This window comes from Streptomyces sp. NRRL F-6492 (assembly GCF_001280125.1).
In the GTDB taxonomy this organism is placed as follows: Bacteria; Actinomycetota; Actinomycetes; order Streptomycetales; family Streptomycetaceae; genus Streptomyces.
This window is the reverse complement of record NZ_LGEG01000005.1, coordinates 1-21,763: the sequence shown is the minus strand read 5'-3', so window position 1 is coordinate 21,763 and position 21,763 is coordinate 1. Positions and strand designations below refer to the sequence as shown.

21 protein-coding genes and 1 pseudogene are annotated in these 21,763 nt (G+C 74.3%); 13 read left to right on the top strand and 9 right to left on the bottom strand.

The window, feature by feature from the left end; genetic code table 11:
* The 3 genes and pseudogenes from ADL08_RS37495 to ADL08_RS02325 form a co-directional block, all read right to left on the bottom strand.
* Positions 1 to 538: pseudogene (locus ADL08_RS37495) on the bottom strand (hypothetical protein); the annotation flags it as partial.
* A 231-nt stretch (positions 539 to 769) separates the two neighbouring features.
* Positions 770 to 1,066, bottom strand: a complete 297-nt coding sequence (locus ADL08_RS02330; RefSeq protein WP_053640325.1) for a hypothetical protein — start codon at positions 1,064 to 1,066, stop codon at positions 770 to 772.
* 453 nt (positions 1,067 to 1,519) lie between these two features.
* On the bottom strand, positions 1,520 to 1,759 hold the full coding sequence (locus ADL08_RS02325) for a chaplin (protein WP_053640328.1): 240 nt from the start codon (positions 1,757 to 1,759) through the stop codon (positions 1,520 to 1,522).
* A gap of 456 nt (positions 1,760 to 2,215) precedes the next feature.
* Here ADL08_RS02325 and ADL08_RS02320 point away from each other — a divergent pair, with 456 nt between their 5' ends.
* The 8 genes from ADL08_RS02320 to ADL08_RS02285 all read left to right on the top strand — a co-directional run bounded on the left by ADL08_RS02320 (position 2,216) and on the right by ADL08_RS02285 (position 11,911).
* On the top strand, positions 2,216 to 3,349 hold the full coding sequence (locus ADL08_RS02320) for a glycosyltransferase (protein WP_053640324.1): 1,134 nt from the start codon (positions 2,216 to 2,218) through the stop codon (positions 3,347 to 3,349).
* Positions 3,346 to 4,803 carry a sugar transferase gene (locus tag ADL08_RS02315; RefSeq protein WP_053640323.1) on the top strand — a complete coding sequence of 486 codons (1,458 nt, stop codon included), beginning with the start codon at positions 3,346 to 3,348 and terminating at the stop codon, positions 4,801 to 4,803. Before ADL08_RS02320 ends, ADL08_RS02315 begins: the two co-directional genes overlap by 4 nt.
* A 2-nt stretch (positions 4,804 to 4,805) precedes the next feature.
* Positions 4,806 to 6,143, top strand: a complete 1,338-nt coding sequence (locus ADL08_RS02310; RefSeq protein ID WP_053640322.1) for an O-antigen ligase family protein — start codon at positions 4,806 to 4,808, stop codon at positions 6,141 to 6,143.
* A gap of 175 nt (positions 6,144 to 6,318) precedes the next feature.
* Entirely contained in the window at positions 6,319 to 8,265 is a 1,947-nt protein-coding gene (gene murJ, locus ADL08_RS02305) for a murein biosynthesis integral membrane protein MurJ (protein WP_234351968.1), read from the top strand.
* Positions 8,234 to 8,965 carry a polysaccharide deacetylase family protein gene (locus ADL08_RS02300; protein ID WP_053640327.1) on the top strand — a complete coding sequence of 244 codons (732 nt, stop codon included), beginning with the start codon at positions 8,234 to 8,236 and terminating at the stop codon, positions 8,963 to 8,965. Before murJ ends, ADL08_RS02300 begins: the two co-directional genes overlap by 32 nt.
* A complete protein-coding gene (locus ADL08_RS02295) occupies positions 8,962 to 10,095 on the top strand; it encodes a glycosyltransferase (protein WP_053640321.1) in 1,134 nt (377 codons plus the stop codon). The genes ADL08_RS02300 and ADL08_RS02295 overlap by 4 nt, the downstream gene beginning before the upstream one ends.
* A gap of 14 nt (positions 10,096 to 10,109) precedes the next feature.
* On the top strand, positions 10,110 to 10,775 hold the full coding sequence (locus tag ADL08_RS36325; protein WP_053640320.1) for a lipopolysaccharide biosynthesis protein: 666 nt from the start codon (positions 10,110 to 10,112) through the stop codon (positions 10,773 to 10,775).
* Positions 10,772 to 11,911, top strand: a complete 1,140-nt coding sequence (locus ADL08_RS02285) for a GNAT family N-acetyltransferase (protein WP_053640319.1) — start codon at positions 10,772 to 10,774, stop codon at positions 11,909 to 11,911. Before ADL08_RS36325 ends, ADL08_RS02285 begins: the two co-directional genes overlap by 4 nt.
* A 12-nt stretch (positions 11,912 to 11,923) precedes the next feature.
* On the opposite strand, the gene ADL08_RS02280 is transcribed toward ADL08_RS02285, so the two are convergent.
* Positions 11,924 to 13,387: a glycoside hydrolase family 26 protein gene (locus ADL08_RS02280; RefSeq protein WP_053640318.1), complete on the bottom strand. Its 1,464-nt coding sequence runs from the start codon at positions 13,385 to 13,387 to the stop codon at positions 11,924 to 11,926.
* Between the two features lie 156 nt (positions 13,388 to 13,543).
* Between ADL08_RS02280 and ADL08_RS02275 the strand changes: the two genes are divergently transcribed.
* Positions 13,544 to 14,854, top strand: a complete 1,311-nt coding sequence (locus ADL08_RS02275; protein WP_053640317.1) for an ATP-grasp domain-containing protein — start codon at positions 13,544 to 13,546, stop codon at positions 14,852 to 14,854.
* Between the two features lie 87 nt (positions 14,855 to 14,941).
* Here ADL08_RS02275 and ADL08_RS02270 read toward each other — a convergent pair whose 3' ends face one another.
* Both ADL08_RS02270 and ADL08_RS02265 read right to left on the bottom strand, forming a co-directional pair.
* Positions 14,942 to 15,175, bottom strand: coding sequence for a chaplin (locus ADL08_RS02270; RefSeq protein ID WP_053640316.1), 234 nt, complete (start codon positions 15,173 to 15,175; stop codon positions 14,942 to 14,944).
* Between the two features lie 313 nt (positions 15,176 to 15,488).
* A complete protein-coding gene (locus tag ADL08_RS02265; protein WP_053640315.1) occupies positions 15,489 to 15,899 on the bottom strand; it encodes a rodlin in 411 nt (136 codons plus the stop codon).
* A gap of 219 nt (positions 15,900 to 16,118) precedes the next feature.
* Between ADL08_RS02265 and ADL08_RS02260 the strand changes: the two genes are divergently transcribed.
* A complete protein-coding gene (locus ADL08_RS02260) occupies positions 16,119 to 16,517 on the top strand; it encodes a rodlin (RefSeq protein WP_053640314.1) in 399 nt (132 codons plus the stop codon).
* 54 nt (positions 16,518 to 16,571) lie between these two features.
* On the opposite strand, the gene ADL08_RS02255 is transcribed toward ADL08_RS02260, so the two are convergent.
* Complete coding sequence (locus ADL08_RS02255) at positions 16,572 to 16,718, bottom strand: hypothetical protein (RefSeq protein WP_163013977.1); 147 nt, start codon at positions 16,716 to 16,718, stop codon at positions 16,572 to 16,574.
* A 296-nt stretch (positions 16,719 to 17,014) separates the two neighbouring features.
* Between ADL08_RS02255 and ADL08_RS02250 the strand changes: the two genes are divergently transcribed.
* Positions 17,015 to 17,422: a rodlin gene (locus ADL08_RS02250; RefSeq protein WP_053640312.1), complete on the top strand. Its 408-nt coding sequence runs from the start codon at positions 17,015 to 17,017 to the stop codon at positions 17,420 to 17,422.
* Between the two features lie 79 nt (positions 17,423 to 17,501).
* Here the strand turns inward: ADL08_RS02250 and ADL08_RS02245 are convergent, their stop codons facing one another.
* The gene (locus tag ADL08_RS02245) at positions 17,502 to 19,520 is read right to left on the bottom strand and encodes a thioredoxin domain-containing protein (RefSeq protein WP_053640311.1); all 2,019 of its coding nucleotides are present in this window, start codon (positions 19,518 to 19,520) and stop codon (positions 17,502 to 17,504) included.
* Between the two features lie 150 nt (positions 19,521 to 19,670).
* Here ADL08_RS02245 and ADL08_RS02240 point away from each other — a divergent pair, with 150 nt between their 5' ends.
* Complete coding sequence (locus tag ADL08_RS02240) at positions 19,671 to 20,237, top strand: Uma2 family endonuclease (RefSeq protein ID WP_053640310.1); 567 nt, start codon at positions 19,671 to 19,673, stop codon at positions 20,235 to 20,237.
* A gap of 90 nt (positions 20,238 to 20,327) precedes the next feature.
* On the opposite strand, the gene ADL08_RS02235 is transcribed toward ADL08_RS02240, so the two are convergent.
* Complete coding sequence (locus ADL08_RS02235; RefSeq protein WP_053640309.1) at positions 20,328 to 21,059, bottom strand: DUF4365 domain-containing protein; 732 nt, start codon at positions 21,057 to 21,059, stop codon at positions 20,328 to 20,330.
* Positions 21,060 to 21,564: 505 nt separating this feature from the next.
* Between ADL08_RS02235 and ADL08_RS02230 the strand changes: the two genes are divergently transcribed.
* Positions 21,565 to 21,763: hypothetical protein (locus tag ADL08_RS02230; protein ID WP_159048485.1), on the top strand; the 199-nt coding region annotated here is incomplete at its 3' end.

The following is a 21,763-nucleotide window of genomic DNA, read 5'->3' as shown; positions in this document are numbered from 1 at the left end:
GCGGAGTGGTGGGAGGCGTGGTCGGCGGCGTCGTGGGAGGCGTCGTCGGCGGAGTGGTGGGGGGCGTCGTCGGCGGCTTCGTCGGCGGAGTGGTGGGAGGTGTGGTCGGCGGCGTCGTGGGAGGTGTGGTCGGCGGAGTGGTCGGCGGCGTCGTGGGAGGTGTCGTCGGCGGGGTGGTCGGCGGCTTCGTCGGCGGGTGCGAGGGCTCCTCGCCGTACCCGCCGTCGTCGTCCCCGCCGTAACCGCCGTCGTCGTCCCCGCCGTACCCGCCGTCGTCCTGGCCGTAACCGCCGTCGTCCTGGCCTCCCGCCTGGCCGCAGAGGTGCCCGACGGTCGCCGCCGCGGCGGCGCCCTTCTCCACGATCCGGCCGCAGACGTCCGCCGTCAGGGGGCTCTGGACGTGGCCGGCCGCACCCGGGCCCGGTCCGTCGCCCGCGCCGGGGTGGGAGCTCGCGGCAAGGGCGAATCCGCCGCTCAGCGACAGGATTCCGGTCGCTGCCGCCGCGGTGAGTACTTTCCTGCTGATGATGGACCGCATACCGCTCTTCCTCTGAGAAAAGGAGAGGCCGACGAGGCTCCCCCCTCGCTCCGACCGGCCTGGTGCCCACCGACGTGCGCGTGGGACTGGCGTGAGAGTAGGAGCCGGAGCGGGGCGTGGAGCATGGGCCACACGGCAGATGATCTGAAAATCATTCGATCAGCCGACCGTGGGAAACGGGGCACGAAGGCCTCCGGAATGCCCTTGGGGGCAGCCCGTACTGAAGTGGGGTCAGCCGCCCAGCGGGAGGCTGCCCAGCGGGAGGCCGCCGGGGATCGGGAGGCCGCCGAGCAGCGGGGCGCCCTTGGTGGTCTCGTTCAGCTGGGTCGCCGTGTCCGTGACGGCCTTCACCGGGGAGCCCTCGGTGGTGCTGCTCAGCATGTCGGTCTTCAGGCCGTTGGCGGCGATCGCCTCCAGGCCGCCGTTCAGGCTGGTGGGGGTGAGCGCCTCCGTGGCCATGGCGGGCGCGGCGGCACCCAGGGCCATCAGCGAACCGGCGACGACCGCGGCGACCTTGGTGGGCTTCATGGGAGGAATCCTTCCGCTGTGCTTTCAAGTCACTTCTCGCACAGTCTTCTTGAGCGAATCCCGTGCGCCGTTCTCCTTCTGTAACGAGAAGTGCGCTTCCCGGAAACTCCGGGAGGAAGGATTTCTCGACACTGCACCCGATCGATGAGACCGGTGCTATTTGTCGACCGCACACGCGTTCCCCCTCCCCGCGGCCCCGTCGGCCGTCACCCGGGAGGGCCTGCGGCTATAGCCCTCCGCGATCGCGGAACTACGGAGCGCCACGCATCCGTTCGGGTGAATCCGCCTCTCCGCCCTGCCCCGGAAAGGGGCGTACGCCGTTGCACCGGGCGGCGCGCGGAAGTGCGCCCGAGCGAGTGCCGAACCTCATGACGACAAGCGAAAAGCCGGTGCGCCCCTCCCCGGCGGGAAGCGGGCGCACCGGCCTCGAAAGGACCGATCGGGCGTGCCGGATCAGACGTTGGCGCAGGTGTTGCCGAAGGCGGGGTTCAGCAGGCCGATGACGTTGACGGTGTTGCCGCAGACGTTGACCGGGATGTGGACCGGGACCTGCGCGATGTTGCCGGAGAGGACGCCGGGGGACTTCACGGCCGCGGCCTCGGCTCCGGCGTCGGCGGCGGCGGCACCGGCGGTACCGGCGACGGCGGCGGCGGCACCCACGGACAGGACAACGGCCTTGGCGATACGGGACATGGAGAAGTACTCCTCGATCGAATTCACACGGATCGGACTGCGCGGACTGGTCGGTCCGACTCCTTCAACAACGCCCCGGATTTCCATCGGTTGCTCTCCCGAACGGGTGACGTCCGGCCGGCCTTTGGGCCGAAAGGGGGTCACGGGGGCGTCCGGACGCGGAATGGCGCAACACGCACAACGAGGAACGGGCCACATGGATACGGGAGTTAGGACTACCGGGCATCTAATGCTTACTATCGCCCCGCTTCGGGGTTATAACTTTCCCGAACGTTGCTTCCGGGCCGGCCGCGCGTTCACCCATTTCGTGCGGACGACACCTTCCCCCCTCCCGGCCTTCGCGGGTCTTCCCTTCCTCCTCTCATTCAAAGCGGAGAACCTGTATGCGGAATTCAGCGGTTCTTGCCGGGCCCCGCGGCATGCCGGTCGCCCGGGCGGACGTCCGGAGCTGACGTGATGTCATCCTTCGACACGGACCCGGGGTCCGTCACCGTCCTGCACGCGGTCCAGCCCGGCGACGGCGGGGTCGCCCGCGTCGTCGCCGACCTCGTCCGCGCCCAGCGCGCCGCCGGCCTGCGGGTCGCGGTCGCCTGCCCGCCCGACACCGTCCTCTCCGCCGCCGTCCGCGCCGAGGGGGCCGAGGTCCACGACTGGCGGGCCGGCCGCGACCCGGGCCCCGCCCTCGTCCGCGAGACCGCGTCCCTGGCCCGGCTCGTCCGCGAGGTCGGCCCCGACCTCGTCCACGCGCACAGCGCCAAGGCGGGGCTGTGCGCCCGGCTCGTCCTGCGGGGCCGGATCCCCACGGTGTACCAGCCGCACGCCTGGTCCTTCGAGGCGGTCCGGGGGACCACCGCCGCGCTCGCCCGGCGCTGGGAGCGGTTCGGCGCCCGCTGGACCGACCGGATCCTCTGCGTGAGCGAGGCCGAGCGCCGCACCGGCGAGGCGGCCGGGGTCGAGGCGGACTGGTCGGTCGTCCACAACGGCGTGGACACGGCCCGGTTCGCGAACGACGGACCGCCCCGCAACCCGGCCCCCACGGTCGTCTGCGTGGGCCGGCTCTGCCGCCAGAAGGGGCAGGACGTCCTGCTCGCCGCCTGGCCCGCCGTCCTCGCGGAGGTGCCCGCGGCCCGGCTCGTCCTGGTCGGCGACGGCCCGGACGCGGAGGGGCTGCGGGCCGCCGCCGGGCCCTCGGTGCGGTTCGCCGGGTCCGTCGGGGACACCGTCCCCTGGTACCGGGCCGCCGACGTGGTCGTCCTGCCGTCCCGCTGGGAGGGCATGGCGCTCGCGCCCCTGGAGGCCATGGCGAGCGGCCGGCCCGTCGTCGTCAGCGACGTGGACGGGGCACGGGAGAGCCTGCCGCCCGCCCACGAACCCCTGTGCCTGGTCCCGCCCGAGGACCCGGCCGCGCTCGCCGCCGCTCTCGGCCGCCTCCTCGGCAGGCCGGAGCTGCGGCACCGCCTGGGCCGGGAGGCCCACGAGCACGTACTCAGCAGTTTCGATGTCCGGCGCACCGGCGCGGCCGTCGCGGACCTCTACCGCGAACTGGCCGGAGTGCGGGGGGCCGAGCACAGAGAGCCGATCGCACAGTGACCACGGAAAGCACCAGCGTCCCCTCCTCTCCGGGCCCCTGGCCCGCCGCGGGCCAGGGCCAGGCCCTCGGCCTCGCCTCCCTCGCGCCGCCCCGCGGCGCCCCCGGCCGGCTCGCGCTGCCGCGCCACCGCCGCTCCCGGACGCGGTCCGGGCGGGCGCCGCTCGTGGCGGCCGACGGCCTGGCGGTCGTCGCGGCCGCCTCGGTCCTGAGCGCGGCGCACCACGACGTCCGGCTCGTCCTGCCGGTCCTGGCCCTCGTCCTGGTCCTCGACGGGCACGCCGGGCTCCACCGGCCCGCCGCGCACGTCCGGGCCCTGGACGAGCTGCCCGCGCTCGCCTCCCGCGCCGGGGTCGCCTGGTGCCTGGCGGCGGCGGGGGTCGCCGCGTTCTCCCCGCACCTGGCGATCGGACCGCTGCGGCTGTGCGCCGCGTACGCCGTCCACGTCCTGCTCGTCTGCCTGCTCCGCGCCCTCGTCATCGGGCGGCGGCGGCGGGTCGCGCGGGCGCACCCCCGGTCGGCGCTGGTCGTCGGCGGGACGGGGGACGCGCGCCGGTTCGCGGCGGCGGCCGTCCAGCACCCCGAGTACGGGGTGCTGCCGGTCGGGATCGTCGGCGTGCCCGAGCAGGGCGGCGCTCCCCGGCCGGCCGGGGAGGCAGGGCTCCCGGTGCTCACCACGACCGAGGAGATCCACCGGGCCGTCATCCAGAACACCGTGCGCGACGCGGTGTTCCTCGACGACGACCCGGGCCTGGTGACGCTCTTCCAGCAGTACGGCTGCACCACCTGGCGGGTCGGCGGCCGGCACCGGGACGGCCCGATGGGCGAGCACATGTGGGGGCACGCCTGGCACCGCGTCGTCCCGCTGGACGAGCGGCGCGGCCTGACCGCCAAGCGCGCCCTGGACATCGCCCTCGCCGCCCCCGCGCTCGTGCTCGCGCTGCCCGTGCTGCTGCTCTGCGCGCTCGCCGTGCGCCTCTCGGACGGCCCCGGGATCCTGTTCCGGCAGGAGCGGGTGGGCCAGTACGGGCGCCACTTCACGCTGCTCAAGTTCCGTACGCTCCGCCCCTCGGACGACACCGAGTCGGCGACCCGCTGGAACGTGGCGGGCGACCGGCGGATGAGCGCGGCCGGGGGCTTCCTGCGGAAGACCTCCCTGGACGAGCTGCCGCAGCTGTGGAACGTGCTGCGCGGGGACATGAGCCTGGTCGGACCCCGGCCGGAACGCCCGTACTTCGTCGCCCAGTTCAGCAAGGTCCACGCCGGTTACGCGGCCCGCCACCGGATGCCGGTGGGGCTCACCGGGCTCGCGCAGGTGCACGGGCTGCGCGGCGACACCTCGATCGAGGACCGCTGCCGCTTCGACAACCACTACATCGACCACTGGTCGCTGTGGCAGGACGTCTGCATCCTGCTGCGCACGGCCGCCGAGCTCGTCCGACCCACGGGGAGCTGAGGATGGCCACCGTCGCGACGCCGCCCGTGGTCGGCCCGGCGGCGCGGGACCCGCTCCGCAGGGCCGGGGTGCTCGCCCCGGTCCTCGCCGTGATCGCGCTGCTGCTCGTCCCGGGCGGCGGCGGGGCGCAGGGCGGCACCGGCGGGACGGGCACGGTCGCGGACGCGGCCTCCGGGCTCCTCGTCCTGATCTGCCTGGTGCGGGTGGTGCGCGGCGGGGCCCGGCCGCTGACCCGCACGGCGGCCGTCGTCCTCGGCCTCCCGGTCCTCGGGATCTGCCTGGCCGCGATCACCTCGAACGACCCGGCGTCGAGCCTGCCGGGCGTCGCCCGCTACGTGCAGGTCTTCGTCCTGGTCCCGGCGGCCGTGCTCCTGACGGTCCGCGACCGGCGGGACTTCGCCGTGGTCGCCTGGACCCTGGCCGGGCTCGCGCTGTTCCAGGGCGCGGTGGGCGTCGCCCAGTACCTGACCGGCACGGGAGCCTCGTACCAGGGCGAGGACGTCCGGGCCGTCGGCACGTTCGGCGCCACCGACGTGATGGGCATGGCGACCGTCGTCTCGTACGGTCTGGTCGTCGTCACCGGGATCGCGCTCGGCAGCGGTCCGGGGCGGGCGCGGACGGCGGCCCTCGTCTGCGCGGGGCTGCTGTTCCTTCCGCTGGTCCTCTCCTTCAGCCGGGGCGCGTGGATCGCGACCGTGCTCGCCTGCGCCCTCCAGCTGCTCCTGGCGGGGCCGCTCCGGGCGGTGCGGGTCGGGCTCGCGGCGGGGGCGCTCGGGGTGGTCCTCGTCGGCGGCCTCGGAATCGGTTCGGACCTGGTGGAGCAGCGGGTCGCCAGCATCACGCGGGTGACGGCGGCGCCGGACCAGTCGGTGACGGACCGGTACACGATGTGGGCGGCGGCCGGGGAGATGTGGCGCGCGGAGCCGCTGACGGGCGTCGGGCTGAAGGGCTTCCCGCGGTACCGCGACGCGCACGCCTCGGTCGCGCTGTCCTCGGGCAGCGACACGGCGGGCGCGGGCGCGGCCTTCCGGCGGCAGCCACTGCTCTCCCCGCACAACATGTACCTGCTGGTCCTGAGCGAGCAGGGCCTGGTGGGGCTGCTCGCCCTGGTCGGCAGCTGGTCGGCGCTGCTGGTGGGCGCGCTGCGGCGGCGGCCCGGTCAGGGCACCCGCCCCGGCTCCGGCCCCGGCGCGGACTGCGCGCTCGTCGCCACGGGCCTGCTCGTCTGGCAGCTCGTCGACTTCTTCTACGCGGACATCGGCGGCCCCTCGACGGTCCTGATGTCGGTCGTGCTCGGCCTGGCGGCCTGGTGGTCGCTGGTGGGGGCGAGACGTGCGTGACCCGTGGGCCGGGGGACCCGAGCCCACGGACGCGGGACCCGCGGACCCGCTGCGGTCCGACGGGCCGCGCCCCGCGTCGTGGTCGCCCCGACGGCCTTGCGGCACCCCGGCGGCCGACCCCTGGTCGGCCTCGCCCCTGAGCCCCACGGACGCCCCGTGGGCCCCGGAGGCCGCCGTGCCCACGGGCGGCCTCGCCGGGGCCCGCCCCGTCGCCGTGCGCGGCCGGTCCGGGAGCACGACCGCGACCACACCCACACCCACACCCGCGACCGCGGCGGTCAAGCCGACGACGACACCGCAGCCGACGACACCCCCCGCCCCCCGCACCGGACGCCGGGCCCACGCGCGCGGGCGGGCGCGCGGGCGCCGGGCGCGGGGCGGGGAGGCGCAGGGGCGGGGGTTCCTGGCGAGGGCGGCGGCCGTGACGGCGGGGCTCACCGCCGTCGGGGCGGTGCTCGGGCTCGTACGGGACCAGATCCTGGCCGGGTACTTCGGGGCCGGGGCCGCGACCGACGCGTTCCTGGTGGCGTGGACGGTGCCCGAGTTCGCCTCGACGCTGCTCATCGAGGACGCGATGGCGCTGATCCTGGTGCCCGCCTTCTCGCGCGCCCTGGCCCGGCGCGGCGACGGCGTGTTCGACGACCCGGTGCGCGCGCTCGTGCGCGGCACGCTCCCCCGGCTCACCCTCGCCGTCGGGCTCGCCGCCGTCGTCCTCGTCCTCGCCGCCCCGCTGATCGTCACGGCCCTCGCGCCCGGCCTCCCCGACCCGGCGCTCGCGGTCGACTGCACCCGGCTCACCGCGACCTGCGTGCTCTCGTTCGCCCTGGTCGGCTACTGCTCGGCCGCGCTGCGCGCGCACGGCCGCTTCCTGCCGCCGGCCATGATCTACGTGGCGTACAACGTGGGGATCATCGGCACGATCCTGGTCCTGCGCGAGCCCTGGGGGGTGCGGTCGGCCGCCGTGGGGGTCGCGGTCGGCGGGATCCTGATGGTCCTCGTCCAGGCGCCCTCCCTGGTACGGGTGCTGCGCTCCGGCGCCGTGCCCGCGCCCCGGCCCCGGCCCCGGGCGTCCCGGGGCGGGCAGGACGGCCGGATCCTGGTGCTCGGCCTGATCGCGCCGGTCGTCGCGTTCTCGCTGTGCCGCCAGTCCCAGACGCTGATCGAGCGCTTCCTCGCCTCGCCGCTGCCCGCGGGGGCCATCTCGCACCTGAACTACGCGCAGAAGGTCGCGCAGATGCCGATGATCCTCTCCCTGATGCTGTGCACGGTCAGCTTCCCGGTGGTCGCCCGCGCCCTCGCGGCGGGCGACGAGGAGACGGCCCGCCACCGGGTCGAGCGGGACCTGCTGCTCGCCGCCGTCGTCGTGCTCCTCGGCGCCTCGACGGTGATCGCCGCCGCCCCCAGGATCGTCGAGATCCTCTTCGAGCGGGGGGAGTTCGGCGGGGCGGACACCACCGCGACCGCCGCCGTCATGCGGGTGTACGCCCTCGGCCTGCTGGGCCAGACGATGGTGGGCGCCCTGGTCCGCTGCTACTTCTCCGCCGCCCGCCCGCTCTGGTACCCGGCCGCCGCCATGGGCGCCGGGCTCGTCGCGACCGGCGTCGCGGGCGTGCCCGGCGCCCAGTACTGGGGCGCGGTCGGCATCGCCGCCGCCAACGCGCTGGGCATCACCCTGACCGCCGTCCTGCTCCTGCGGGGCGCGCACCGCCAGTCCGTCCCGGTCCGGGCCGGCCGGCTCGGCACGGGGCTGCTCCGGCTCGCCGCCGCCGGCGCGGGCGCCACCGGGGCCGGCTGGCTCTGCTCGGTCGCGATCGGCCCCGCCGTCCTCGCCGTCGCCGTCGCCGCCCTCGCCGCCGTCGGCGTCTTCCTGCTCGTCCTGGCCTGCGCCCCCGAGGCGTCCGGCCTTCCGTCCCTGCCCCGCTCCGCCTATCGGAGGACCCCCCATGCCCGCCGTCACCGCGCTGAGCCGTCTGCTGCCGAAGCCGCCCCTGCGAAGGAGCCCGCCCCCTCGGGGAAGCCTTCCGCCGCGGGAGGGCCCGCCCCCGCGAAGGAGCCTCCCCGCGTGGGGGAGGCCGCCCCTGTGGGTGGCGATGTACCACTCGATCGGGGACACCGCCGATGATCCGTACCGGGTAACCGTCTCCCCGGCGCGCTTCGCCCGGCAGCTGCGCTGGCTGGGCGACCGGGGGCTGCGCGGGGTGTCGGTGCGGGAGCTGCTCGCCGCCACCGCCGAGGGCCGCGCCGGGAACCTGGTGGGCCTGACCTTCGACGACGGCTACGCCGACTTCGTCGACTCGGCGCTGCCGCTGCTGCGCCGGCACGGCTTCACGGCCACGGTGTACGTCCTGCCGGGCCGGCTCGGCGGCGAGAACGGCTGGGACGCGGACGGTCCGCGCAAGCGGCTGCTCTCCCGCGAGGAGATCCGGCGGATCTCCGACGCCGGGATGGAGATCGGCTCGCACGGCCTGACGCACGTGGCGCTGCCCGAGGCCGACGACCGGACGCTCGTCGCCGAGACCCGGCGCAGCCGCGAACTCCTGGAGGAGATGACGGGCCGTCCGGTGGAGGGCTTCTGCTACCCGTACGGGCGGGTCGACCCGCGCGCGATGCGCGCCGTGCGCCGGGCCGGCTACCGCCACGCCTGCGCGATCGACCCGGGGCCGCACACCGGCGCGTACGCCCTGCCCCGCGTCCACATCGGCGAGAACGACACCTCCTGGCGGCTCGCCGCCAAGCGCCTGCTGCACCCGCTGCGCCGCCGCCACCCCGCCGACCTGGAGGCCCCCGTCCCCTACGGGCCGGCCGTGGTGGGCGCGCGATGAGGGTCCTGCACGTCATCACCGGGCTCGGCATCGGCGGCGCCGAACAGCAGCTGCGGCTCCTGCTGCGCCACCTCCCCGTCCAGGGCCGGGTGGTGACGCTCACCAACCCGGGCGCGGTCGCCGCGGGCATCGAGGCGGACGGCACCCCCGTCACCCACCTCGGCATGACGGGCAACCGCGACCTCGGGGCGCTCCCCCGGCTCGCCCGGATCGTCCGGCAGGGCCGCTACGACCTCGTGCACACGCATCTGTACCGGGCGTGCGTGTACGGCAGGACGGCGGCCCGGATCGCCGGGGTGCGCCGGATCGTCGCCACCGAGCACTCCCTCGGCGAGCACCAGATCGAGGGCCGTCCGCTGTCGGCGGGCACCCGCGCCCTGTACCTGGCGTCCGAGCGGCTCGGCACCTCCACGGTCGCCGTCTCGCCCAGCGTGGCCCGCCGGCTCGCGGACTGGGGCGTGCCCGAGGAGCGCATCCGGGTGGTGCCGAACGGCATCGAGACCGGCCGGTTCGCCTTCGATCCGGAGGCCCGCCGCCGGACCCGGGCGGCGCTCGGCGTCCCCGAGGACGCGTACGTCGTCGGCGGGGTGGGGCGGCTGGCGCCCGGGAAGCGCTTCGACCTGCTCGTACGGGCGGTGGCGGCGGTCCCGGAGGCCCGGCTGCTGCTCGTCGGGGAGGGCGGCGAGCGGGAGGGGCTGCTGCGGCTCGCCCGCGAACTGGGGGCGGCCGACCGGGTGCTGCTCCCCGGCGCCTGCCAGGACCCGCCGGCCGCCGGCTCGGCCGGGCCCCCGCTGCCCGGACTGCTCGCCGCGATGGACGTCTTCGTCTCCGCCTCCCCCGACGAGGCCTTCGGGCTCGCGGTCGTCGAGGCGCTCGCGGCGGGCCTCCCCGTCCGGTACGCGGCCTGCCCGGCGATCGAGGACCTGCCGGCGGACGCGGCCCCGGGCGCGCGCCGGACCGGCGGCGGCGTCCCCGAGCTGGCCGCCGCCCTCCGCGACCTCGGCCGGGCCCGGCCCGCCCGGCTCCCGGTGCCGGAGGCCGCCCGCCACTACGACATCGCGCGCAGCGCCCGGCAGCTGCTGTCCCTCTACGACCAGGCCGTCCACGGCACACCGTCCCGCGTGAACTGAGAGAAGCCCGACCCATGAAGACCACCACACCGTCCCGCGCCTTCCCGTCCGCCGGGCTCCGCCTCCCCGGCCGCTGGGCCGTCCTGCCCGCCGCCGTCCTCGCCGGGGCCGTGCTCGGCGGCGGCTACGGGGCCCTGAAGACGCCGGAGTACGCGGCGACCAGCTACGTCATCGTCGTACCGGCCGGGAAGTCCGACCCGGCGGGGGCGCTCGGCTTCGCCCAGGCGTACGGGCGGGTCGCCACCGACATCGCGGTGACCGGCGACGCCCAGGTGTGGGCCGGGGTGACCGCCGCGACGCTGCGGAAGAAGGTGACGGCGGAGACCTCACCGGACGCCCCGATGATCTCGATCACCGCGCGGGCCGAGCGGCCCGCGAAGGCCGTGTCCATGGCCGACGGGGTGGCCCGGGCGCTCATCCTCGACAGTTCGCACGTGGCGGCCAGCACGGGCGTGAAGGTCGTGCGGTTCTCCCGCGCCACGAAGCCCGTCGACCCGGTCTCCCCGTCCGCGCCGCTCGCCGCGCTCGTCGGCGGCTGCGCGGGCGGCCTGCTCGGCGGCCTGGCCCTGCTCGTCCGCCCGAAGCGCGCCGCCGCGCGCGGCGAGTCCCGTCGCTCCCGCCGGGCCGGGGCCTCGGTGCCCGCCCCCGCGGTGGCCGCGCACCAGCCGGAGACGGTGTGACCGCGGGCGCCCTGCGGGCGGAGGTCTGCCGTGACGAGGAGGGGTTCGGGCGGCTCGCGGCCGAGTGGACGGCGCTGTACGGCCGCTGCTCCTCCGCCACCCCCTTCCAGTCCCACTCCTGGCTGCACTCCTGGTGGCTCTCGTACGGGCGGCCCGGTGCGCTGCGGGTGGTGCTCGTACGGCGCGGGGACGGCGCACTCGTCGCCGCCGCGCCCCTGACGCGGACCCGGGGTCCGCTGCCCGTCCTCACCCTGCTCGGCGGTTCGATCACCGACTTCGCGGACGTGCTCCTCGACGACGGCTGCCCGGAGGCGGCGCCCGCCCTGGCCCGGGCGGTCGCGCGGGCCGCCCGGGGCGCGGTGGTCGACCTGCGGGAGGTCCGGCCCGGCGCGGCCGGCGAACGGGTCTTCGCGCACTGGCGGGGGCCGCGCAGGCGGCTGCCCGACTCGCTGTGCCTGGAGCTGCCCGCCGTCCCGATGGAGGGCCTCCTCGAACGGATCCCCTCCGGGAAGGCCCAGCGGGTCCGGGCCAAGCTGCGGAAGCTGGACGCGCTCGGCATCGACGCGCGCGTGGTGACCGGCGAGGAGGTCCCGGCCGCCCTGGACCGGCTCCTGGCGCTCCACCGGCTCCAGTGGCAGGGCCGGGGCGTCACCGCCGAGCACACCAGCGAGCGCTTCGCCCAGCACCTGGCCCGGGCCGTGCGGCCCATGGTGGAGCGCGGGGACGCGATGGTCACCGAGTTCCGGCTGGCCGGGGACGTGGTCGCCGCCGACCTGACCCTGATGTCGCCGCGCCTGGCGGGCGGGTACCTGTACGGGGCCGACCCGGAGCTGCGGGCCCGCAAGGTCGACGTGGCGACGATGCTGCTGCGGCACGGGGCCCGGGAGACCAGCGCGGGCGGGCGGGCCACGCTGAGCATGCTGCGGGGCAGCGAGCCGTACAAGCAGCACTGGCGTCCGGAGCCCGTGCGCAACCGCCGGCTGCTCCTCGCCGGGCCTGCTACGGCCCCGCTGCTCTGGCTCCGCGCGGGCGCGGCCGACGCGCGGCGCTGGGCGGCCCGCCAGGCACGGGAACGGGCCTGGGCGGGGCGGGCGCTCGACCGGGTCAAGGGGCGCCCGCCCCACGGCGGCGGATGAGCTCCGCCCGGGTCAGAAGGGCCAGACGCCCTTGAGCGCGTCCTTCCAGCCGAGGCCGGACTCCTCCTTCCACGAGTCCTTCGGGACGCAGACGGGCCCGCCGATCCAGCTCTCGACCCAGGAACCGAGGTCGAGGGACCAGCAGTTCGGCTGAGGCACGGGCGTGGGCAGGGGTACGGGCGTGGGCTCCGTCGGCGCGGGCTTGGGCTCGGGCTCGGGCTGCGTCGGGGTCGGGGTCGGCGTAGGTGTCGGCACGGGCTTCGGCTCAGGCTGCGTCGGCGTCGGCGCGGGCTGCGTGGGCGTCGGCGTCGGTGTCGGCGCGGGCTTCGGCTCAGGCTGCGTGGGCGTCGGCTCCGGCTTCGTGGGTTCCGGCTGCGGCCGCGTCGGCTCGGGTGCCGGCTGCGTCGGGAGTTCCGGCTCCTTCCCGTACAGCATCTGACGGAACACCAGTGACGACCGCGGGTTGTCGTCGCACTGCCAGACGCCGTGCGGGCAGTAATCGGTGATCGTGTGGTACAGCGGCTTGTGCAGGTTCATCCATTCGAGCATGCGCCGCATGTATTCCGGGTTGTCGCCGTTCCGGAAGAGGCCCCATTCCGGATAGGAGATCAGTTTCCCGTGTTCGGCGGCGAATTCGATCTGCTTGCGGAGGCCGTACGGCTCGTTGACGTGCTCGTCGAAACTGCTCCCCGGCGGCTGGTCGTACGAATCCATGCCGATGATGTCGACGACGTCGTCGCCCGGGTAGCACTCGGTCCACGGAACGGCGTCGCGGCCGCGGCTCGGGTTGAAGTCGAAGCGGAACTTCTGGCCGGGAACGGAACGCATCGCGGTGACGATGCGGTTCCAGTACGCCTTCCAGGCCTCGGGGTCGGGACCGCACCGGTGGGTGTAGGTGGTGCCGTTCATCTCCCAGCCGAGGACGACGACGGTGTCGGTCGCGTTCAGGTCGACGAGGCGCCGGGCGAGGGTCCTGAAGTGGTGGTCGTAGGAGCCGGCCGCGCCGAGCCGGAGCAGGCGGCGGACCTCGGCGTCGGGGACGCGGGCCTCGTTGCGCTCCAGCATGGGGACGTTGAGGACGAAGAGGCGGTCGGCCTTCTCGTTGCGCCAGTCCGCCCAGGCGTCGAGGAAGCCCGGGGGGCTCTCGATGTTCTTCCAGAGGTCGCCGGGCAGGTAGGTGTGGCCGACGCGGAGTTCGCGGCCGCCGAGCCAGCGTTCGAGCTCGCCGATGCGGGCGACCCCGTACGCGCCCGAGGAGAGGAAGGCCCCCATGGCACCGGCGACCGACGACTCGGGGTCCCGCGCCTCCCCCGCACCCCGTACCTCCTCCGTCTCCCGTACCTCTGCCGCGTCCCGCGTCGTCACGGATGCGGCGGCACCGGCGGGGGGCGACAGCGCGAGGGAACCCGAGGCGAGGAGACCGGCGGTGAACACCCCCAGCCACGCTCTCGAAGTTCTCCGGCATGCAGCTCTCATGGCCGCTCCTCCGCGTCGTACGCCAGGTGATGGATCGTCAATCCGATGTTCAGAAAGTATTCCTAATAAGCCGTCCGTGAACTCGGCTTTCCTTCGCTCGCTAGTCCATTAGAGGATTTGATCGCCCGGTTGGTGCACCGAGACGAAGGGCATGCCGTGCCGAGTTTTGACACCCGCGTCCCGACCGTCCTCGTACGGCTCGACCGGAACCCCTTTCACCACGGCACCCTCGGGGCGGTCCGCTCCCTGGGCCGGGCGGGAATTCCGGTCCACGCCGTCGTCGAATCGCGGACCAGTCCGGTGGCCCGCTCCCGCCACCTCCGGTCGGCCCGCCCCGGCCCCGCCGCCGCCTCCTCCGCGGAGCTGGCCGACTTCCTCCTCCGGGTCGGGGACGAGGTCTCCGACGGCCCGTCGACCCGCCTGCTCGCCGTCCCGCTGGACGACGTCACCGCGCTCGCCCTGGCCCGCCGCCGCGCCGAACTCGCCCCGCGCTTCCTGCTGCCCGAGCAGACCGAGGCGCAGCTGCTGCGGGTCGCCGACAAGGCGTCGCTCGCCGAGACCTGCGCGGCCCTGGGCCTGCCCCACCCCCGCACCGAACTCCCCACCGGCGCCGACGAGGCCGCCGCCATGGCCTGGGCGCTCGGCCTGCCGGTGGTCGCCAAGTGGAGCAGGCCCTGGCTGCTGCCGGCCGGCGCCGGGCTGCGCAGCACCTCGATCGTGCGCTCGCTCGCCGAGGTGCGGGAGCTGTACGCCCGCTCCCCGGAGGCCGGCAGCCGGCTGCTGCTCCAGGAGCTCCTCCCGGCGGGCCGCGACCTGGACTGGTTCTTCCAGGGGTACGTGGACTCCGCGGGCCGCTGCCCGACCGGGGCGACCGGGCGCAAGGAGCGCTCCTGGCCCACCGGGGCCGGGCTCACCGCCGCGGGCCGCTGGACCGTGAACCCGGCACTGGACCGGACTGCCCGCGCCCTGCTGGACGCGCTCGGCTACCGGGGCGTGTGCGACCTGGACTTCCGGCTCGACCGGACGACCGGCGCGTACCACCTGCTCGACTTCAACCCCCGACCCGGCGCGCAGTTCCGGCTCTTCACCGACCTGGACGGCCTGGACGCGGTCCGCGCGCTCCACCTGGACCTCACCGGGCGCCCCGTACCCCCGCCCTCCCCCGCGTACGGGCGCCGGTTCGTGGCCGAGAACTACGCGCTGCTGTCGCTGCTCGCCGTCCCGCGCCGGCGGTACGCGGCCGAGACCGGCGGGGTGCGGCGGCGGACCGAGTGGGCGTGGTGGGCGGCCGACGATCCGCTGCCCGCGCTCGCCATGGGCCGCGCCTGGCTCGCGCACCTGCTGCGCAAGGCCCTGGCGGCGCTGCGCGGGCGGTGGGCGTCCGGCGGGGCGCGCCCGGCCACCGCCGCGACGCCGGCGCCGCGCGGCGCCCCGGAGTCCTCCGCCGACCGGCTCACCCCCCGCTGAGCGCGGTCGCGGCACGACACGGGGCCGGCCCCGGGGAGCGCGTGCTCCCCGGGGCCGGCCCCGTGCGTGTCCGCGTACCGCGTCGGGTCAGTCGTTGACGCAGACGTTGCCGAGGGTCGGGTTCAGCAGCGCGATGATGTTCACGCTGTTGCCGCAGACGTTGACCGGGATGTGGATCGGGACCTGGATGACGTTGCCGGACAGGACGCCGGGCGAGCCGATGGCCGCACCCTCCGCGTCGGCGTCCGCGAAGGCGGGCGACGCCACACCCATGGCCAGGACGATTCCGGCGACGACGGCCGCAGCCTTCTTACAGTTCATTTCGTCTGGATCCTTTCCTCGGCGGAAGAATTCTCACGGATCTCGTGATGCCCGGGGAGGGAAGTTCCCCGGCCTCCGCTGTACACAACACAACGAACATCCCGCGCAAAGGAAACCGGAATAACACCGGAGGAGATTGTTTCACCCCATTGCGCGCACGGAATCGCCCGCACGGAACAGAGACGGAAGGGGGAAGGGGGGAGGGGGAAGGGGAAGGGCCGAGCGGAACGGTTCCGGAAACGGACGGGGCCGGAAGGGAACACGGAGTTCCCTTCCGGCCCCGTCACGACGAGCCGGTCGTACGCGCCGCGGATCAGCCGTTGCCGACGCCGTTCCCGGAGAGGACCGGGATGTCGTCCAGGAGGTGCGACAGCGGCTCGTCGCCCTTGGCCTGGGTGGAGTTCTCCGCGCACTGCTGGTTCTGCGGGGAGGACAGGACGTTGACGTCCTGGACGGTGATCGGGACGAGACCGACCAGCGAGCCGAGGTTGGCCTTGACCGGAATACCGAGGCAGGGCTTGTTCAGCGAGCCCTGGACCAGGGTGAGCTGCGGGCTCTGGTCGCCCGCGGTCTCCGAGTTGCCGAACGCCTGGGAGGCTCCGTTGCCGCTGAGCGAGGTGGTGCCGCCGTCGTCGGCGATGGCCAGCGCCGGGGAGGCCGCCGCGGCAGAAGCGCCGACGATGGAGGCCGCAACAGCCGCAGCCGCCACAATCTTCTTGATCACGGTGATTCCGTTCCTGTTCCCACCAATCGACCTGATTGATGCGACCGGCTCAACTGCTGTCGGAGGGTTTGGTTCCGGCCCTTCACCCGTTCGACTGGGACCCCGTTTCGCGCTGCCGCGTGCGCTCCGCCAAGAGGGTGACACGGCGGAACCCCCGCGTCCGGCTCCCTGTTGACGGGGTGGCTCCCTGCACGGAGCCGGTTCTAGAAGGGAACTCCCGTGTTCAAGAAGGTTATGGCCACTGCGGCCGCGGCCGTCTCCATCGCCGCTGTGGCCTCCCCGGCGCTCGCCATCAGCAACGACGGCGGCACCACCTCGCTCAGCGGCAACGGCGCCACCCAGGCGTTCGGCAACTCCGCCACCTACGGCAACATGAGCCCGCAGATGGCGCTGGTCCAGGGCTCGCTGAACAAGCCCTGCATCGGCCTGCCGGCCAAGGTCAACGCCGGTTCGCTGATCGGCCTCGTCCCGATCACCGTCCAGGACGTCAACGTCCTGTCGTCCCCGCAGAACCAGCAGTGCGTCGAGAACTCCACCCAGGCCAAGGGCGACGAGCCGCTGTCGCACATCCTGGAGGACATCCCGATCCTGTCGGGCAACGGCGTCGGCAACAACTGACGTTCCCGCTCCACGCGTCAGGGGCCGCTCCCTCGGGAGCGGCCCCTTTCGTTCTCAGCGCGGCCAGACCGGGGCCGCCATCAGGCGCTCCCACTCCCGGTCCGGCATCCCCGGCACCGCACGGCCCGCCTGGGTCCACTGCGTCACCAGGGCGGAATAGACCGGGAAAGGGGTGCGGTCGGCGGGGGTCGGGTCGCTCACGTACCGGCTCTTCGGAATGAAGGCCATCCGTTCCCATTTCCCGGGGTCCGGCGCCATCTTCGCTCCTTCCGCTGCGATTCCCGCATCATTACACAAAGGCCGCGGGAGGGTGATTCACCCTCTTCATGTCGCGTCGCGCACCTGTGTGCGAGCGGGTCGAAAAACGGTGCGGGCGAAGGCATTTCGCTCATCTGCCCGTAGTCCGTCCGGTGGACTTCCCGGAACCTCCGGGATTCCGGCCGGTTGATCAGTGCGGCCCGGCAATCGGCGGGCCAGTATCCGAAAGGCCTGAACTGATGAAGAAGCTGTTCGCTACGGCTGCTGTGGCCGCGTCCGTCCTCGGCGTGACGGCGACGGGTGCCGGGCAGGCGCTCGCGATCGCCGACGACGGGGGCACCACCTCGCTCAGCGGCAACGGTGCCAGCCAGGTGTACGGCAACTCCGCCACCTACGGCAACATGAGCCCGCAGCTGGCGCTGGTGCAGGGCTCGCTGAACAAGCCGTGCGTGGGCCTGCCGGCCAAGGTCAACGCCGGTTCGCTGATCGGCCTCGTCCCGATCACGGTCCAGGACATCAACGTCCTGTCCTCCCCGCAGAACCAGCAGTGCGTCGAGAACTCCACCCAGGCCAAGGGCGACGAGCCGCTGTCGCACATCCTCAGCGACATCCCGGTCCTGTCGGGCAACGGCGCCGGCAACGGCTGAGCGACCGGATCCCGTTCCGGCGCGGCCCCGCCGTCCCTCCTCGGAGGGGCGGCGGGGCCGTCGCCGTTCCGGGCCCGGCTCAGAGCTTCCGGCGCAGCGCCTCCGGGTCGGTGACGGGGGCGTCGCAGGTGAAGTGGCGGCAGACGTACGCGGCGGGGCCCCCGGCCACCAGCGGCCGGTCCTCCAGGAGCGGGAACTCCTCGCCGCCGGGGGCGCCGGCGGCGAGGACCGCGCCGGGGGCGGTGGCCTGGAGGGCGGCGCGGCGCAGCTCCCGGAAGGCCTCGTCGCCGGGGTCGCCCACGACGGCGACCTCCCGGGGGCCGTCGAGGAGCGCCTCGGCGACGGCCAGGCCCCAGCCGATGAAGCGGGGCGCGCGCGGGCCGAGGGCCCTGACCACGCCGAGGGCCCCTTCGGCGGCGGCCCGGTGGGCCTCGGAGCCGGTGTGCGCCGCGTACGAGAGCAGGGCTCCGGCGGCGGCGGTCCAGCCGGACGGGGTGGCGTTGTCGGTGGGGTCCTGGGGGCGCCGGATGAGGACCTCGGCGTCGTGGGCCGTGTCGTACAGCGCGCCGCCCTCGGCGGTGAAGCGGTCGAGGACGATGTCGAGGAGGAAGCCGGCGAACTCCAGCCAGGCGCCCTCGCCGGTGACGGCGGCGAGGGCGAGGAAGCCCTCGGCGACGTCGGCGTAGTCCTCCAGGACGCCCGCGTTGGCACCGGCCCGGCCGTCCTTGGACGTACGGGCGAGGCGGGCGCCCTCGTCCATGTGGACCCGGACGAGCAGGTCGGCGGCCTCGGTGGCGCGCTCGACCAGGTCGGGGCGGTCGAAGAGGGCGCCGGTCTCGGCGAGCGCGGCGATCGCGAGGCCGTTCCAGGCGGCGACGACCTTGTCGTCCCGGCCCGGGCGCGGGCGCTCCTCGCGGGCGGCGCGGAGCCGGTCCGCGATCGACGCGATCCGCTCGGCGTCGGCCACGCCCGCGTCCTGCGGGAGCTGGAGGACGGAGCTGCCCTCCTCGAAGGTGCCGTCCTCGGTGACGCCGTAGTGGGCGGCGGCGACGGCGGCGTCCTCCGGGCCGAGCACCTCGGCGAGCTGCCCGGGCGTCCAGGCGTAGTAGGCGCCTTCGACGTGCCTGCCGGTGCCGTCGTCGGAGTCGGCGTCGAGCGCGGAGGCGAAACCGCCCTCGGGGGTGCGCAGTTCCCGTACCAGGAAGTCGGCGGTCTCCAGGGCGACCCGGCGGGCCAGGTCGCTGCCGGTGGCCTTCCACAGGTGCGCGTACACCCGGCAGAGCAGGGCGTTGTCGTACAGCATCTTCTCGAAGTGCGGGACCGTCCAGGTGCGGTCGACGGCGTAGCGGGCGAAGCCGCCGCCGAGCTGGTCGTAGATGCCGCCGCGGGCCATGGCCTCGCAGGTGTCGGAGGCCATCTGGAGGGCGCCCTCGGAGCCCGTGCGGGCGTGGTGGCGGAGCAGGAACTCCAGGACCATCGACGGCGGGAACTTGGGGGCGCCGCCGAAGCCGCCGCGGGTGGCGTCGTACTCGCGGGTGAGGCCGAGGAGGGCCTGGGCGAGGTCCTCCTCGCCGGGGACCCCGTCGCCGCCGTACGCCAGGGAGCGGTCGGCGAGGTCCTTGACGATCCGCTCCGCGACCTCGTCCACCTCCCCGCGCCGCCCGGCCCAGGCGTCCCGGACGCCCGCCAGGACCTCGCCGAAGGAGGGCATGCCGTGGCGGGGCTCGGGCGGGAAGTACGTGCCGAAGTAGAACGGCGCGGCGTCCGGCGTGAGGAAGACGGTCATCGGCCACCCGCCCTGCCCGGTGGCGGCCTGGACGGCCTCCATGTAGACGGCGTCGACGTCGGGCCGCTCCTCGCGGTCGACCTTGACGGCGACGAAGTTGTCGTTGACCAGGGCGGCGGTGGCGTCGTCCTCGAAGGACTCGTGGGCCATGACGTGGCACCAGTGGCACGCGGAGTAGCCGACCGACAGCAGCACGGGCACGTCACGGCGACGCGCTTCCTCGAACGCCTCCGGGCCCCAGGGCCACCAGTCGACCGGATTGTCAGCGTGCTGCAGCAGATACGGGGAGGTCACACCAGCCAGCCGGTTCATGCGATCCAGCCTCTCACAGCACCCGAGGCGGCCGGCGAAAGCGGCGCGAGCCCACCGACGTTCCGCCGCACCGGGCGGTCCTGCGTCCCGCAACAGTAGGCTGGGCGCAGCAGCGCCCGGCCTGCCGGGGCTCCTCGAAGGAGGTACACCATGTCCGCCGAGATGGTGGCGCCCGCGTGGATGCATTCACAGATCAGCGCGGAGCAGTACGACTCCTGGTCCGAGGAGCAGTGCGCCGGCATCGAGATCGTGGACGGAATGGTCGTCGTGAGCCCGAGCGCCTCGAAGCGGCACAACCGGCTGGCCCGCATCCTGGCCAACGCCCTGGACGCCGCCGCGGGCCCGGACTGGAACGCCGACACGGACTTCGACGTACGTCTGCAGGACGTCCCGCTCACCAACCGCCGTCCGGACGTCACCGTCTACCGCGCCGAGACCATCGACCTCACGCCCACGCGCCCCGAGCACGTCCTTCTGGTCGTCGAGATCGTCTCGCCCGGTTCGGAGACCACGGACCGGATCGTGAAGGTCGACCAGTACGCCAAGGCCGGCGTCCCCTTCTACTGGCGGGTCGAGCAGGCCGCCACCGGGGTCCCGATCGTCTATACGCACGTTCTCGACCCCGCCACCACGGCTTATCGGGACGGTGAGGTGTTCATCGGTACGGTCAGAGTTGTCGCGCCCTTCTCCGTAGCCGTCGACCTGGGAGCCGTCTGAGCACGCCGGACGATTGCTTCCTCGTGACCGGACACACGGGAAGCTCGGCTCGACCGGCAGCAGCCGGGGAGTTCCAAGAAGTGCCGGTGGTCAGGCGAGATCGCCCTGTGTGGCTGGTCGGCGCCACCACTCCGTGGACTTGAAGCACCCCATGAGCCAGTGCGCTTCCGCGCTGTCGAGGATGATGTCGCCGACTGACGGGACGAGGTGGAGGCGAAGCGTCTGCTCCTGGATGCGCACGGGCTCCCAGTCGAGGTCGTGGTGCAGCAACACCGCAAAGGGTTCCCCGCGCTTCTGCCAGAAGACCATGGGTTCGCCGCAGTCGTTGACGAACGGTTTGACGATGTCGTTCGGCGCGAACTCGACGTCCGCCATGTCCGCCCATCTGCCGACGCCCTCGCGCTCCCGAGCCAGGTAGTTCCGCATGCGCCGGACGAAGGCCTCGGAAGTGGAATCGTCCAGCACCGACTCCTGCCGGACGACAACGGACTTCAACGTCTTGCGCAGCGCTTCGGCCCGGCGAAGCTGACGAGTCGCGTTGGCCCAGAAGAGGCCGCCCCGCTCAGGATCATGGACGACGCAGAGCACCGGGAGGCTGCCGTCGCGCCAATTGTCCCCGTGGTCCCCGACCCGGACGCGATGCCCCCGCCGGGTGCGCGTCGAGGCCCCACCCTTGACCTGCACGGCCAGGGAGTCCGCCGTTCGCCGCCCGTCTTGCACGAAGGTGACGTGCAGGTCCTCTCCGTGGTCGTTCGCGCCGTCGATCTCCTGCACGATGTGGCCGTTCCGTTCCAGCAACGAACGCACCTCGTTCACGGCCATGCGTCCCACACGCCGGCTCTCGGGAACCCTGGGCATCTCGCCCCCCCCTCTTGACCTATTCGATCAAGGCTAGGGCAGAGGACCGACACACGAGCCGGCTTCGAAGCCACCGGTTCGGCGTTCCGGGACGGGTGTGGGCGGGGGAGCGGCGAAGAGCGTCGATCGACTCCGTGATCAGCGCCCAGGAATCGGACGACTCCTCTTCTCCCGTGGAGAAGAGGAGGTCGGTCGCGGTGCGGAACCGGTGGACGAGGAGACCGCCGCGGGGCGCGGCCACCCGCTGGTCGAGCGTGGCCCGGAGGGTGACGTCCCTACGGGGGCCTCGTCGTGCACCGGTGCGTCCCTTTCCTCGTCGTCCGGGAGGGTGCGGCGTCGAACCGAACCTACCGGGAGGGCCGGTCGTCGTGGGCGTCGCCTCCTCCCCTCACCACGCTCCCTCGCGCCCGAGCGCGTCACGCAGGAGACTGGGGCCGTTTCGTCGGGTGCGTGCGGAGGGGGAACGCGGATGAGGGAGAGTCACCGGGCCGAGGCCGAAGGGCTGTTGGAGCGGGTCGTGGCGGAGGAGGCGGGCGGCCGGGGCGCCGGGGCGCTGCTCGCGCGGGGGCGGGCCGAGTTGGACGCGATGGCCGCGGGGGCGAGCGCGGAGTACGCGGAGTTCCTGCGGGCCGTGGAGGCGGCGGAGGGCGGGCGGGTCGCGGCAGGGG

What these genes read in the sequence shown, in the direction of transcription:
- ADL08_RS02250 (WP_053640312.1), top strand. Translation starts at nt 17,015, where the DNA reads ATGAAGAAGCTGTTCGCTACGGCTGCTGTGGCCGCGTCCGTCCTCGGC.
- ADL08_RS02295 (WP_053640321.1), top strand. Translation starts at nt 8,962, where the DNA reads ATGAGGGTCCTGCACGTCATCACCGGGCTCGGCATCGGCGGCGCCGAA.
- ADL08_RS02240 (WP_053640310.1), top strand. Translation starts at nt 19,671, where the DNA reads ATGTCCGCCGAGATGGTGGCGCCCGCGTGGATGCATTCACAGATCAGC.
- ADL08_RS36325 (WP_053640320.1), top strand. Translation starts at nt 10,110, where the DNA reads ATGAAGACCACCACACCGTCCCGCGCCTTCCCGTCCGCCGGGCTCCGC.
- ADL08_RS02280 (WP_053640318.1), bottom strand. Translation starts at nt 13,387, where the DNA reads ATGAGAGCTGCATGCCGGAGAACTTCGAGAGCGTGGCTGGGGGTGTTC.
- ADL08_RS02330 (WP_053640325.1), bottom strand. Translation starts at nt 1,066, where the DNA reads ATGAAGCCCACCAAGGTCGCCGCGGTCGTCGCCGGTTCGCTGATGGCC.
- ADL08_RS02300 (WP_053640327.1), top strand. Translation starts at nt 8,234, where the DNA reads ATGTACCACTCGATCGGGGACACCGCCGATGATCCGTACCGGGTAACC.
- ADL08_RS02235 (WP_053640309.1), bottom strand. Translation starts at nt 21,059, where the DNA reads ATGGCCGTGAACGAGGTGCGTTCGTTGCTGGAACGGAACGGCCACATC.
- ADL08_RS02320 (WP_053640324.1), top strand. Translation starts at nt 2,216, where the DNA reads ATGTCATCCTTCGACACGGACCCGGGGTCCGTCACCGTCCTGCACGCG.
- ADL08_RS02270 (WP_053640316.1), bottom strand. Translation starts at nt 15,175, where the DNA reads ATGAACTGTAAGAAGGCTGCGGCCGTCGTCGCCGGAATCGTCCTGGCC.
- ADL08_RS02310 (WP_053640322.1), top strand. Translation starts at nt 4,806, where the DNA reads ATGGCCACCGTCGCGACGCCGCCCGTGGTCGGCCCGGCGGCGCGGGAC.
- ADL08_RS02245 (WP_053640311.1), bottom strand. Translation starts at nt 19,520, where the DNA reads ATGAACCGGCTGGCTGGTGTGACCTCCCCGTATCTGCTGCAGCACGCT.
- ADL08_RS02325 (WP_053640328.1), bottom strand. Translation starts at nt 1,759, where the DNA reads ATGTCCCGTATCGCCAAGGCCGTTGTCCTGTCCGTGGGTGCCGCCGCC.